The sequence below is a fragment of the Lacticaseibacillus rhamnosus genome (assembly GCF_900636965.1).
Taxonomy (GTDB): Bacteria; Bacillota; Bacilli; order Lactobacillales; family Lactobacillaceae; genus Lacticaseibacillus; species Lacticaseibacillus rhamnosus.
Genome location: NZ_LR134331.1, coordinates 2,178,936 through 2,192,799, shown reverse-complemented (window position 1 = coordinate 2,192,799; position 13,864 = coordinate 2,178,936). Strand labels below are relative to the sequence as shown.

Here is a 13,864-nt window from a genome sequence, read left to right as displayed (position 1 = left end):
TCAAGAAAAGAGGCAGCCAAGTGGCAAATTATATAAAAGACATCCGCAGCAAGGTCGGGCATATGCCGATTTTTCTAAATGCAGTTGCGGGTGCTGTCGTCAATGACCAAAGACAAATATTACTGCAACAGCGCACTGATGCAGGCAATTGGAGTTTACCCGGTGGCATGATGGAGTATGGCGAGACGTTTGTCGAGACGCTGAAACGGGAAATGAAGGAAGATGCAGGCTTGCTGGTTGAGCCTATCAAGCCGTTACACACTTTTGAGCAGGGCTTTACCACGTATCCAAATGGCGATCAGGCCCAGATTATCTGCCGACTATATCTGGTAAAGCCGGTGGGTGGCGGTTTGGAGCAAGCTGATCCGAATGAGACATTGGCTTTGAAGTATTTTGACTTCGATCAGTTGCCACCATTATTCAATATGCAATCGCGCGACATGATTGCGTGCGTTCGCGCTTATTTGGATGGGGAACAGCAACATTAAAAAGCTAGCAATTCGATAAAGTAAAGTCCGCCCAGGGATGATAGGGGCGGGCTTTTTGCTAGCACTTGGAATCGGGACGGCAATGAAGAGCATTACCACATTGGGTTGGAACTTGTGGTCGACAGTCTCAGGGGTTGTTTTGAGGCGGGCACTCAAAACACTTGATGATTTTATGTTAGTTTTAATTGACGCTAACTAAATAAGTGATTATACTAATGTAAGTTAGTTGAACGTAAACAAAACTAACTTTCAAAAATCTCGTATTCAAAAGGAGCAAAAAAGTATGACACAAACTTCAGAAGCATTATTAAAAGTATTCGGGCAATTACTCCAAAAGCGGCCATTTATGGGGGCCATCGCCAGCAGCCTGCGTTTTGGTGATCAGCAGCGGCAACCTAATCAATTGCGTTTGTTGCGCTTACTCGATCAGCGCGGTGAGCTAACGAACTCGGATTTAGTTGAAGCTTTAGACATTCGCCCTAGCTCGGTTTCGGCTTTGGTGCAGAAACTAGAAGAACTGGGCCTGATTAACCGCCATGAATCGGAAACCGATAAACGGGTTCAACTCATTGCTTTGACTGACGATGGGCGCAAATTCATTGAAACCACCGGAAAGCTGAAAACCGATTTACCGGATCAAATTTTTAGCGGTTTGACTGACGATGAACAAGCCGAGTTGTTGAAGTTAATTGAAAAATTAACGGCGGATTTGGCTAATCGCGATGATCTCAGCTGGCCAGAAGGAAAACAGTTTGACGATATGCGGGCGTGGGCGGAGCGCTTTCATCACGGGCATCATGGTCCCCGCCGCGGCTACCCTGGCAGCTTTGGGGCAGGTGGTCCCCATGGCTTCGACCGCCATTTTTAAGCGGTTGTCGTGAAGATGGCGCTTCCGCTTGAAAAGCTTAAAAGTAGCGGATGCACTGACTTAATCTAGAATAAGCGAGCAACTTAAAAGGAATTGTCCGGTGGGCGATTCCTTTTTGTTTCGGAACGATCATAAGTAAGTGAGGGTGGAAGCAACCAATGTTCATTTTCACAAAAATTCAGCGGCAAGATGACTGCTGACTATGCCATTCATGGTTTGCAAAATCGCTTGCTTTTCGTTAAAAAGTTGGCAGAAACTTTACTATTTTGGCGGAAGCAGGCAAGATGGATTTAAACAACAAAAATGGGAGGGAAACCGATTTGGCTGGAAAGATGCGGTACTGTCCAAATTGCGGTTTTAAAATACCGGCAGGCGTTAAGTACTGTCCAAATTGCGGCACGGATTTGGTGCGTTTTGATGCCCAAATTGCGGCACAAACAGCGGCACAATCCACGCAAAGCCGACCGACTAAACAAGCGGAGCCGCAAGATTCGATTGCTGACCAGGAGCCAACAGTTGGTGAGCGCTCTCGGCGACGTCAAAGTCAGACGCCGGCCGGTAAGAAAAGCCTAGACTTAACTGACGACAGCTTTCAGCATTTTCTTGATTGGCTGGCTGTTCACATTGTGTATACGTTAATTGGCGTCATGGTGTTATTTTGTGTCTTTAGCTTTTCGGTCTTGATCGGTTGGGTGCTTGCAGTTGCCAGTGCGGTGGCGGTTTATGTCGTGGCGAACCGGCGACCGGTGGCACGTTACCAGCCGCGGAATCGTAGCGATCAGTCCGATGATGATGATATTTGGACGATGCCTTCATCTGGACAGGCTAGTCAGGTGCCTCCGTATTCGACGCCTATTCGTCAGCCAAACTTTTCACCTAATTCCCAAAGTGGCGGTTCGTCGCGTTGGTGGCTGCAATTTGCTGGAAAATCGCATCGGCGCGGTAGCTTGATCTGGCTGGTTTATTTAGCGGCCGCGTTTCTTGCCCTAATTGCCGCTTATGCTTGGCCTTTTGGAGCGAGCGGGGTTGGTACGACAACGGTGGGCGGCAGTTTGTATGACTTGGTTCGCAGTGCCAGTACATTGGCCGAAACGACGGCTGCTACCACTGGGACAGTGGGTGCGGCAAAGGTTAATCTGCCTTATGTAGCGCTAGCGTTGGCAGGTGTGGGGCCAGCTTTAGGATTAGTGTTTGGGCTTTTCCGGGCGCGCGGCATGATGCGACTTGGCGGGATGTTAGGATTATTAGGGTATGCGGCTTTATATGTTGCCTATGCACCATTAATGAGTAGCGGAACAAATCAAATTCAAGGGTTGCTCAATCCTGGCATTGGCTATGTTGTGGGGATAGTTGCTGCATTAGTGATGGTCGTCACGGCACGGCTTTTGCGGCGTGATTGACGCGTTTCGCAACTGAACGTTTGTTGCGATAAAATAAAATATGTTCTGTATTGGTGCTGAGTGTTGTACGATAAAGAAGTCCTTCACAAGAGGCAGTTATGGGGTAAGGGTTTGAAACCGAAACAAAGGAACGTATTGGCTTGGGTTAAGGTGCACGACTATGCAACGGCGTAAGCGAATCTCTGGTATTTTAATCACTGCTTTGATGATCGCGGTCGTATTTTTGATCTGGTGGGTTCCATCTTTGGCACCTTCAAAATCGGGTCAATCTTCAACGTCAGCGCCACGACAGGTGACATCGGCGTCTGCTTCAAAAATTGTTAACCGCAGCACTATCAGCACATCAACTTCATCTGAGTCGAGTGTCACGTCACCACAAGCGGCTAGCAGTCTCAACGAGTCAAGTTTCTTTTCGCCGACGCTGAATCGTTCTTGGCGCTATTTTACGTATCTTCCGGCTGGCTATACCTCATCGCGCCAGTATCCGCTTATCTTGATGCTGCACGGGATGGATGGTGATGCAACCAATCTGGTGAAATTGGTTGATTCAAAAACCATGTTAGATCAAGCGGTGACAGCCACTAAGCATCCCGCAGTCGTGGTTTTCATTGATGGTGGCAATAGTTTTTACGTTGATTCGCCAGCAGAAAAGATGCAGACAGCGATCGTTCAGGATTTGCTGCCGCATTTGCAGCAACAAGTTGCCGTATTGCCCCAGGCGGATGCCCATGCGGTTGGTGGCGTGTCGATGGGCGGTTATGGCGCACTGCATCTGGCGCTAGCGGTTCCGACAGCATTTCGCACGGTTGCAGCATTGTCACCGGCTGTCTGGCAACAAGTTCCTGAAGCTGCGCGGCCACGGATGCCAGCATTTTTGCGTGCCGGACAATGGAATCAGGCACAGTGGGAAGCAGATGCGCCGGCTAAAATGTTAACAGGTGACCGCACTGTCGGGTTGCACGTTTTTCTTGCTTCCGGTCAGGCGGATACAACGGTGCCATTTCAGGATGTTAGCCGGTTTGCCGATCAACTCACGACTGCCGGGGTAAATCCGACCACGCACTGGAGCGCTGCTGGGGCGCACGGCTTTACTTATTGGCAACAGATCCTACCTGAAGCTTATCAATGGATGTTGCGACAGCTGCCGGTTCCTGAAAAATAAGTGAGTAGCGTATACAGCTTGCGATCGTCAGTGCTAGCTTGGCGTTCAATTGTTGGTATGACAGGGTAGTAAGATACCAAATATCAAAAACGGAGGAAGTAGAAATGGAATTTTGTCCACATTGCGGCGTTCAGGTTAGCGCTGACGAAGCATATTGTCACAATTGCGGTTTCAATCTTAAGGCATATCGATTAGAAAATCAGAATGCTGCGTTAGCCCATCAGCAGGAAAATGTTGGCGGTCAGACGAGTCCGGCATCGGCGTCAGGACCACAATCAGGCAGCGTGCCACCGGTGACCCGTCGCCGCCAAACCAGTGGCGGATCCCCCAACCACCCGAAACGACCATGGCTAATTGTGACGCTGGTATTACTCGCTGCGGTTGTCATTGTGGGCGGTGTCTTATATTTTCAGAACCGCAGTCAGCAGACGCAAGAAGCCGCCTCGAGTTCGGCCAGTGCGTCAGCAGCAAGCGCCTCCTCAGTTTCGATCGCCTCAGCCTCGGCATCCGAATCGCAGGCAGCAGCATCTAGCTCACTGGCAGCGTCTCAAGAAGCCGCCAGTGAATCACTCGCTAATGCCAGCGAGTCACGTGCAGAAAAAGAAGAGACCAACAGCAGTAGCAGCGATCTAAGTAACCGCGATGTTGCCAAAATGGCCGCCGATCTGGACGATTTTGATCTCGACGATTACCGCGTGGAAGTCACATCGCCGGCAGTTAACATGAAAGAAGTCGATGTTTACGACAAAGATAGTGGCGAACTGTACAATAAATACCGCTACGATGAGATTCATGACCAAATGAGCAAATACGATGATGATTCAGGCAAATGGGAGCTTATTAAAGACAGCGATGATTAATTGCGCCAAGAAGACAAGGGCGTCTGCATACAATGAAATTATGGCAGGCGTCTTTTTGAATGTCCTTCAATTGTAACGCGGTTTGCTACTGGGATTCAGAGAAAAGACGCTAACGAAACTGTTGTGTTTGCAAGTCAAACGTGTATGCTAATGGGTATGGAGGTTCGACATGCAAACCGAAACAAACATTTCCGGCTTGATTTATCAGCTGGCTAAATTACAGAAATATTTTCTCAATCAACATCTCGGCACGCTCAACTTAAATAGCGATCAGGCTAAGGTATTGACTTTTGTCGCTGCACATCCTGGTACGAATCAGCGCCAGATTAGCGTGGATCTAAGTCGTGGTCCGGCGAGTGTTTCTAACCTGATCAAGCGGCTAATTCAACAAGGTCTGCTAGAAAAACGGATGGCACCGCACAGTGACCGCGAGCGGCAACTTTTTTTGACGGCTGATGGACAAGCGGCGGCTGCGGAAGTCCATGAGTTGTTTCAGGTGTTGGAGAAAGCTTTCGCCACCAATGTTAAAGATCCTGAAGCACTTACCGCCACCTTGGAACGATTGTTAACCGCTTTGCAATGAACTTGATGGTCCGTGCAAACCCCAGCTTATTCGTCTTTACATACAGAGGTAAGGGTTCTGAAAAATTCTGTGTTCAACCCAATTTCATGACGGGCGGATGGCTAAAGTAACATTTAGATTAAAATAACGAAAACATTCAAGATTCTCTTGGCGCCTGAGAAGAAACATGCTACACTATGCACAAATTACAGCAAGCAGAAAGGTGTCCCTTATCATTGATTGGCGCAACGAACGAAGCGTTGTTCGCTTTACTATTTCCAAAAGATTTTCCAACCCTGTTAGTCGCTAAACAGGCCCGACGCATGCTATGTATCCGCGCCAGCCATGGCAACCAAGAGGCAGCACGTCTACTGCGAGTCCGCTCAACCCCGATTCGCGTTGTTTATGCCGTCAAAGTTAGTCATTAGTTTCAGAGCAGCATCCTAAGCCCGATGATGATTATCGGGCTTTTTTGGTGTGAACGCGAGCCGGCGCGGTTGGCAATCGGAGTGTACGAGGGCTTTGCAGCTGAGGTCTTTACACGCCAACTTCTGCGCCGATGAACGCGTTATAGAACGCAAGAAAAATTACCAAATCGCCCAAAACAAAAAACGCAAGAAAAAACCGCAAGCAGCTAATCTTCTTGAACTAGGACCAGATTTAATGACAACTGAAGAACATTTCCAAAGTACCGGCGTTTTAAAAAACGCTCGTTGTTTAAAGCGGTACATTCCGTTAAACTTAAGAAGAAGTGTTATTAAGCAGCCAATATTCTTTGTTGAGAATATTTTTAGATCGGAGTTATCATGTATCGTTACTTTATTCAACCGCAACTTAATAAAGCCAATCAAAGTCTCATTGGATATGAACTTTTGATGAAGCAACATACGTCTCGTGGTTGGCAGCCACCTGTGTCTTTTTCAGCACTGCCGGCACCGGTGATTGCTGATACACTGCGGCAAACAGCGCAAAAATTGGTTTTGAAAATCGGATCGGTTTCCGTCAATCTGAATCGGATGCAGATGCTCAATCACCAGATTCAAACGGCCTTGATTGATGTGCAAAATGAGTTGCGTCCGGTGCGTCTGGTTGTGGAACTAACGGAAGAGCCGGAGGAAGCCCCGATTGCCTGGGCGCAACTTGAGCCGATGATCCAGCGGTTTGTCGAACGCGGGATTGAAATCAGCCTTGATGATGTGGCTACCGGCGAAAATAAATTGTCGCATATCCGACCACTTTTGCCTTATGCGAGTGAGATGAAGTTCGCTTTACAAAATGATGCCAAGTTGACGTTGAGCGATGCACGTATGCAGCAACGTGTACGGTTTTGGCGTGATCTTGCGGCTGAGTACCACATGCGCTTCATTCTTGAGGGGATTGAAAGTGCTGCTGATGATCGGCTTGTTGATGCACTGGGGATTGATTTGCGGCAGGGCTATTTTTATGGGAAGCCGCAACTTTTGAAGTTACAGGCTTCTGATCCAACAAATTGAGGAGATCTGACAGCGTTGAGTAAATGGGGGGGATTTTGACGCTATGAAAATTGTTTTGGTTGGCTGTACGCATGCAGGAGTTGCCGCTGCAATGCAGATTTTAAAAGAACATCCAGAAAGCGATGTTGTCATTTATGAACGTGAAGACAATGTCTCATTTCTTTCATGCGGGATTGCACTTTATCTTGCTGGGACGGTCAAGCGGCTTGAGGATATGTTTTATGCGACTCCGGCAAGTTTGCGCAAAGCAGGGGCAACGGTACATATTCAGCATGATGTCTTAAAAATTGACGTTCATGCGAAACAATTGACCATTCAGAATCTGCTGACTAACGAGGTGTTCAAGGATACCTACGACAAATTGTTGGTCACGACCGGTTCCTATGTCGTCGTTCCGCCGGTTTACGGGGTTAGTGAAGAGCGGGTGTTGATGTGCAAGAATTACCAGCAGGCGCAGGCAATTTACGCAACCGCAAGTCAACATGCACACATTGCGATTGTCGGTGGTGGCTATATTGGGGTGGAACTAGCCGAAAGTTACACGAACACAGGTCATCAGGTGACGTTGCTACAAGGTAATGATCAATTGCTTAATCACTATATTGATCCGGCGATGTCCAAACGAGTGGTCAGACTGCTTGAGGCACACGGGACTAAAGTGTTGCTAAACGAACGGGTTCAGGCTTTTCATAGCGGTGCTTCCACTGCGGATCCGATCACGATTGAAACAGCGATGAACACTTATCAAGTAGATTTAGCGATTGTTTGTACCGGATTTATGGCTAATACAGAACTGTTACGCGGGCAAATTGAGATGGATCGGCATGGCGCGATTATGACCAATGATTACTTGCAGACTTCTGATCCTGATGTTTACGCGGCAGGCGATGCATGTACCGTGAAGTTTAATCCGACTGGAGAACAGGTTTATATTCCGTTAGCGACGAATGCGGTTCGGCAAGGGATGATCGCGGGTCGCAACCTTTTTGGGAACTTGCAACGTTATCCGGGGACGCAAGGGACAACTGCGATGCCGCTATTTAATCACCACTTGGCCTCAACCGGCTTGACGCTTAAAAACGCCTTGGAAAAAGGGATCACCGCCGCGGCAGTTACTTACGAGGACACGTATCGGCCTAAATTCATGCCCACAGCTGATCGGGTCATGATCAGACTCGTGTATGCGCGTGATACGCGACGCATTCTTGGCGCGCAATTATTAAGTCGCTACGATATCACCCAGTCAGCCAATACCGTATCGGTTGCCATTGCAAATCGGAATACGATCGATGACTTGGCGTTTGTCGATATGTTCTTTCAGCCAAACTATGACCAGCCTTTTCATTATCTGAATTTGGTCGCGCAACAGGCAATTGAACAAGAAGCAACCGCGGATCAAGCATCAAACAATAGGTGAATGGAATGAACGTTGAAACACTTTTGCCGATTTTGGCGTCAACTTTGCGTGATATTTTTGTTATTCTCGGCGTCATTTTGATCTTTCAGATGATTGTCCTGGCTTATTTAAAACGCCATCATCTCCACGGCGGTAAGGTGATCTATACCAAGGGACGGTTGAATCAGCTGGGAACGGTTTACTTTGGCGTGTTACTGGTTTTCTTTCAAATAGAGTTACTGACCGGCAAACCTACCTGGATTATTGTGAATGAACGATTAATGTTGTTTTTTTATGTCATGGCTTATTTGGGGGCTCGCAGTTTGGTGGTCACTGCCGGTGCCGGTGGCTTGACACAGTTGGTTTTGATCGGATTTAACACGACAATCTGGCAGGACTTGAGCGTAATAAGCATTGAAGCAGTCGTTGCTTATGCCTTTGTAGTGTTGGGGCGACGCATGCAATTGTCTTTTATGCAGGCCAGTTTCGCGCTAACAGTTTGCGTTGGGCTGTGTTGGCAGGTTGTAGTGTTTCTCAATGCAGCCTTATTGGCAAATGGCACGGGCGCAATGGCTTTGGTCTATGCTGGCGACTTTTTGATCACAAATACCGTGCTAAGTTATGTTCTGGATTTTTTTGACCGCAATAATGATGACACAACGCGCATTCAGTACGCGGCAAGTACGGATCGGCTAACGCAAGTGGAGAACTATGCCAGTTTTGAGCGGCAGTTGGCGAAAGCATTTAAGGATTTTCGTTTTCAACAAACACCTGTTGCCATGATTGCTTTTGATATTGATCATTTCAAACAGATGAATGATACGTATGGCCATTTGGCAGGAAATGAAATTTTGGCGCAAGTTGGTCGGCTATTGTTGGACGAGACCAGAAAGACGCCGGATGTTCAATGTTTTCGCGTGGGTGGTGAAGAATTTAATTTGCTGTTGCGGCATCAAAGCTTCGAGCGGGCCGTGGCTTTTGCCAATAGCTTGCAAGCGAGGATCCACCACTATCCCTTCATGGTTGCGGGCAACGTCTTACACATCACAGTATCGATGGGATTGGCGCAATTGAAGGCGGCTGATCTCAATCCGGATGCCTTTTATGATCGCACGGATCAGATGCTTTATTACTCGAAATTTCAAGGCCGCGCAAAGTTGACCACAGAGCAGGATGAAGCCCTCGTGAATCTTTCGGCAGAGGATAGTTATTCGCATTAAATGACAGCCAATGCCTGGTGAAACAAGGCATTCATTTTTTCTGATGTTGTTATTAGAAATATTAGTTGTTTTGTAAGCCGAAATCAGTATAATAATATATTAGTTGGTCTATACCGTCAGGGGTTTAGCATGTCTAAGCAGGGCAATAAAGCATGATAAAAAAGACGGTTAGTTGATCAGAACAAATCGAGTGGGGAAAAGTAAAATTGTTTGCAAAAATGTCAGTTTGGGGATGGCAACGGTTGCTGGCGGTTTTGGCAGCCGGCCTTTTTTTGGCTGGGTGTCAGCAAGTGCAACCTGAAAAAACAACAAAACAAGTGGCACCGGTCACTAGATCGGTGCCTATTCGTGCGCCTAAAAATAAAGCGTTTGAGGCGCAATATACCGCGCTGCTTCGATTCTTAAAGAAAGAAATGGTCCAAAAAGACGGGGTCTATACGAATTATCGTAACGACCAGCAAACCGGAACTAAGGCGTCTGGCCATGCTTATTTAAGCGAATCTTCCGGACTATGGCTGCAGCATCTAGCGTTAACCCGGCAAAATGCGGCGTTTTCGGCTTTTTATCATCGTACGAAGCGTCTTTTTTGGCAGGGACACCAGTTTAGCTATCGTTACCAACCAACGACGCGAACCTTGTATCCGGTAAATGCCCCGGTTGATGACTTCCGGATTATGCGCAGCTTGTTGCAGATGCCGCAGTCCAAGTGGCAACAAACTGCCCGCGGGCTTTACGCCAAGTTTCAAGTGACCAATTTACGCGCAAACCAGTTAACCGATTATGTTGACGCGTCCACGGGTAAGCGCGCGAAAACCCTGACTTTGTGCTATGTGGATTTGGCAACGCTTAAGCAGTTAGGCAGCAAAGCAGTTTATCAGAAAGCCTTGCTGCAGGTACAAAATGGACATCTGTCAAGTGCTGCCTTACCGTTATTTGCCACACGCCTAAACTTGACTGATCAAAGTTACACCAAAAGTGCAACCATCAATATTGTCGAAAGTTTACTAACGGCATTGCATCTTAGTGAAGTTCAGGCGTTATCGGATGCTACTTGGCAGTGGGTGCGCCAACAGGTGAGAGCGGGTCAGTTGATGAATCGTTACACGGCGACCGGACAAGCAGCTAGCGAGGATCAATCTGCTGCTGCTTACGCTTTGGCGGCCTTGTTGGCGATGCAACAGCACGATCAGGCAACCGCCAAAAACGCACTGCAGCATGCGTTGGCGTTTCAGATGCAGACTGACTCACCGTTAAATGGCGGGCTGGGTGATGCGGCGAGTCAAACGGTGTATTCATTTGACAACTTAATGACATTGGTTGCCTTGGATACCTATTGCGAAGGACAGGTGACATCATGAAGCGGCGTTTGCAAGCGGCAGGCGCTGTTTTTAGCCGTCACTGCTCTCCGGCGCTTTTGGCAGTCATTCTACTGATAGCTGTCTGCGGCTGGTACTTGTTTGGGCCGATCTTGCACGGGTATGCCGATAACGGTGAATTTGCTAGGGTGCTCTCTCATAACCAATTGTTGCCGCGATTGGGCGCATCTCATCATGGAGCGCGTTATTTAGATGTTACCTATAGCATCCGGCAATTTTACAACGATACCCGTTTGCCGGCATGGTCGAGTCAAAACTTGCTCATTCAAGTTGCGCTTTGGATCGATCAACTTTTAATCAGTCGAACCGTTTTTCATTTACGGGTTTTGGGAATGCTGGCGTTTGGCTTGTACTTAGGTGGTGTGTATTTGGTTGTTGCCGGATTGACTCGGCAACAACGAAAAGGCCGCCATTATCTCATTGCGATACTGGCAGTTTGGCTATTGGGTGATACCAGCCTGACGCTGTACTTCAATTCTTTTTATTCACAATCCGTGATGCTGATTGCTGTCACTTATTTGTTTGGCAGTTTGCTGCTATTGGCCAGAAAACCAGCGCATGCGTGGCGTTATTTGCTGATTGTTGCAAGCGCTGGGGCCATTTTGATCACAGCCGATATGCAGACTGCTTGGTTAGTGGGACCGGTATTGTTAGCTACCGTGGGGTTATGGTGGCACCGTACTCGGGCATTTAAATGGTGTTTGCTGCTCGTGAGTTTTGCGTTGGTACTTTTGAGTGGCTTGACAATCCGGCAGACGCCAGCCGAGCTAAAGGCGGTCAGTTTGTATCAAAGCATGACCCGCGGTGTGTTGCTAAACGCCACTGATCCGGGCAAAACGTTGGCCAGTGTCGGTCTTGAACCGCAATACGCATTGTTGGCGGGCACTCAGTTTTACCAGGATAAGTTGCCAGTTAACACGCGTCATCGCGTTGTACAGCGTGAGTTTGTGCGCCAGTTGCGATATAGCAAGGTACTGCGGCTCTATGCCGGTTATCCCGATCAGCTCGTTCGGATGCTCCAGCTTGCGAGCGGGGATGTGTACCTGACACAGATGGCGGCCGTGGGCGACTTTCCTGTTACGACGAAAGGGCTACCGAAACAGCAAAGTCGGTATTTTACGAGTTGCAGTTTGGTCATGCGGGCATTTTTCCCCAAACAGTTTCAGTTCTTTCTATTACTTGCCAGCATTCTAATTGGCCTTTACGGTTATCGGGTTTATCAAGGCGGGCGCCGGGGTATTCGGGCATGGATTGTTTGCGGCTGGCTCGTGATCGGATTTGAAGGGCTTGTGGTAATCGCAATGCTCGTGGCTGTTATTTTGAATGGTGATGCTGATTTGGCCCGTCATTTGGTCTTAACCGCCGTTAGTCAGAATCTGGTCTTGCTTTTAGGGCTTAGCGACTTCATGACGCGCCATGAGGACCAAGCGGTGGATGCGCTGGCTAGTGCCAAGGAGGTGTCGCCATGAAGCGTTTGTTCAGCTGTTTGTTGATCATCATTGGCTTGGTAGCCGGCAATCATGTCTGTCAGGAGCAACCTGTTGCTGCTGCCACCCGACCGGCAGTGCTATTGGTCTATGACAGCCAACACTCAGAAACCGCACAAGATCAACCTGTTGCTGATATGACCAGATTATTGCTTGGTTTAGGACAGTCGGTGACCCAAGTTGCGCTTAGCCAGTACCATGCCGGTGAGCTCAATAGGAAATACACAGCGGTGATGAGAATGGTGAATTGGCAAGCAAGTCCGCAAAATAGTGCTGCATTTGACCATGATTGGGCGCAGTTTACGGGGAAAAAGATCCATATCGGCGCGCGATTACCGCAGGATTTTATACGGACATTCGGTGCTGGTGAGCAAGTGACGCATTTGCAGTTGCAATTGCAGGATGAGACAACCAACGTCAGGCAATTACTGCCGTTTACCGCGACAACTTGGACTTTGTATCCGGCAGTTGCTGATGCAGTGGGTCGTCTGCAAGTGCAAGGAACATCGCAGACATACGGCTATGGTTTGATGACCGAAGACAAAGCTTATTTACCTTTCTTTGATCAGAACGGTTTGACCGGTTTGTTAGCCCAGCGGTTGTTAGCTCGGTTTTTAACGGGGCAGGCACAAAAATTGGCACCGGCACTTCTGATAACCGGAGTGACGCCGACAACGAGTCCTAAACAGTTACGGCAGGTGACGACGTTTTTACGCCAACAAGGGATTTCCTTTGCGCTTAGTGCCACATTAACCGCGAAACATGTACGTTTACCGGAGCATGCTGCTTACTTGGCAGCTTTAGCCAATAGCATGCAAGCTGGCGGTCAGTTAATCTGGCAGTGGCCACAGCTCAGCCAGACGATACCTGCTGATGCTAAAGCTGTGCAGCGATTGTATCTGGCACAAGTGAAACAGGCAATACAAAACGGGCTTTACCCCAGTGGCATCAGTGGTGACATCCGTACTGCACTGACGCCTAAATTACAGGCGCTTTATCGTCAAACGAACACCCAGTGGTTACTGCCGAGTATGCCCACCGCTGATGCATCGGCGCATACCGTACCGCAAACTGCGAATACGACTGAACGTGCTTTTTGGGTGATGCCGCTGCGGCGTTGGCAAACGATTGAAGGGGCGAATGATAGTGGCATCACATCTGCAGCACCGCTAGCACTGCAGATGGCACTACCAACGACAGCAAAAGCGTTGGCGCAATTCAAACAGGATCTCCGTGCTTATCACGGCACTTGGTTTGACTTTAGTTCGGATGCATTCACCAATCGGCTTGTAGCAGGCAACGTGACGGTAACCAGTCAATTCGGCCAATATTGGCGAAACGGCAAACCCGTCACGGTCGCTAGCGGGGACAACCCCCACCAGAAACGGCCACAGGCAAAGCGTATCAGTACCCGTCTGAACGGATTCTTCAATTGGCAAGAACGGTTTTTGCTGATTTTCATGCTGATCATGTTGGTGATCCTTGCCGTGTTGCTGAGAAAAGGCAGTAAGCTTTATCGCGATAAATTTCGACGTTAGGTAGAGCGATTGAA

General features: G+C 48.4%; 13 protein-coding genes. All 13 read left to right on the top strand.

Annotated elements, in window-relative coordinates; translation table 11 throughout:
• The first annotated feature begins 20 nt into the window (after positions 1-20).
• The 13 genes from EL173_RS11000 to EL173_RS10940 all read left to right on the top strand — a co-directional run bounded on the left by EL173_RS11000 (position 21) and on the right by EL173_RS10940 (position 13,850).
• A complete protein-coding gene (locus EL173_RS11000; protein WP_014571505.1) occupies positions 21-488 on the top strand; it encodes an NUDIX hydrolase in 468 nt (155 codons plus the stop codon).
• A gap of 283 nt (positions 489-771) precedes the next feature.
• Positions 772-1,356: a MarR family winged helix-turn-helix transcriptional regulator gene (locus EL173_RS10995; RefSeq protein ID WP_014571503.1), complete on the top strand. Its 585-nt coding sequence runs from the start codon at positions 772-774 to the stop codon at positions 1,354-1,356.
• A gap of 320 nt (positions 1,357-1,676) precedes the next feature.
• Positions 1,677-2,756: a zinc ribbon domain-containing protein gene (locus EL173_RS10990; RefSeq protein WP_014571502.1), complete on the top strand. Its 1,080-nt coding sequence runs from the start codon at positions 1,677-1,679 to the stop codon at positions 2,754-2,756.
• 205 nt (positions 2,757-2,961) lie between these two features.
• Complete coding sequence (locus EL173_RS10985) at positions 2,962-3,918, top strand: alpha/beta hydrolase (RefSeq protein WP_369904481.1); 957 nt, start codon at positions 2,962-2,964, stop codon at positions 3,916-3,918.
• Between the two features lie 104 nt (positions 3,919-4,022).
• Entirely contained in the window at positions 4,023-4,778 is a 756-nt protein-coding gene (locus tag EL173_RS10980; RefSeq protein WP_005692640.1) for a zinc-ribbon domain-containing protein, read from the top strand.
• Positions 4,779-4,947: 169 nt separating this feature from the next.
• Positions 4,948-5,361, top strand: coding sequence for a MarR family winged helix-turn-helix transcriptional regulator (locus EL173_RS10975; RefSeq protein WP_005684743.1), 414 nt, complete (start codon positions 4,948-4,950; stop codon positions 5,359-5,361).
• 215 nt (positions 5,362-5,576) lie between these two features.
• A complete protein-coding gene (locus EL173_RS15310; protein WP_005684745.1) occupies positions 5,577-5,768 on the top strand; it encodes a hypothetical protein in 192 nt (63 codons plus the stop codon).
• Positions 5,769-6,146: 378 nt separating this feature from the next.
• Positions 6,147-6,833, top strand: coding sequence for an EAL domain-containing protein (locus EL173_RS10965; RefSeq protein WP_014571499.1), 687 nt, complete (start codon positions 6,147-6,149; stop codon positions 6,831-6,833).
• A 43-nt stretch (positions 6,834-6,876) separates the two neighbouring features.
• Positions 6,877-8,250, top strand: a complete 1,374-nt coding sequence (locus EL173_RS10960) for an FAD-dependent oxidoreductase (protein ID WP_005692648.1) — start codon at positions 6,877-6,879, stop codon at positions 8,248-8,250.
• Positions 8,251-8,255: 5 nt separating this feature from the next.
• Positions 8,256-9,449 carry a GGDEF domain-containing protein gene (locus tag EL173_RS10955; protein ID WP_005692650.1) on the top strand — a complete coding sequence of 398 codons (1,194 nt, stop codon included), beginning with the start codon at positions 8,256-8,258 and terminating at the stop codon, positions 9,447-9,449.
• A gap of 206 nt (positions 9,450-9,655) precedes the next feature.
• Positions 9,656-10,807 (top strand): hypothetical protein, encoded by a 1,152-nt coding sequence (locus tag EL173_RS10950; protein WP_014571498.1) that lies wholly within the window; start codon positions 9,656-9,658, stop codon positions 10,805-10,807.
• Entirely contained in the window at positions 10,804-12,294 is a 1,491-nt protein-coding gene (gene wsfD / locus EL173_RS10945; RefSeq protein ID WP_005692653.1) for a glycan biosynthesis hexose transferase WsfD, read from the top strand. The genes EL173_RS10950 and wsfD overlap by 4 nt, the downstream gene beginning before the upstream one ends.
• Positions 12,291-13,850 (top strand): hypothetical protein, encoded by a 1,560-nt coding sequence (locus EL173_RS10940; protein WP_005692655.1) that lies wholly within the window; start codon positions 12,291-12,293, stop codon positions 13,848-13,850. The genes wsfD and EL173_RS10940 overlap by 4 nt, the downstream gene beginning before the upstream one ends.
• The last annotated feature ends 14 nt before the right edge of the window (positions 13,851-13,864 follow it).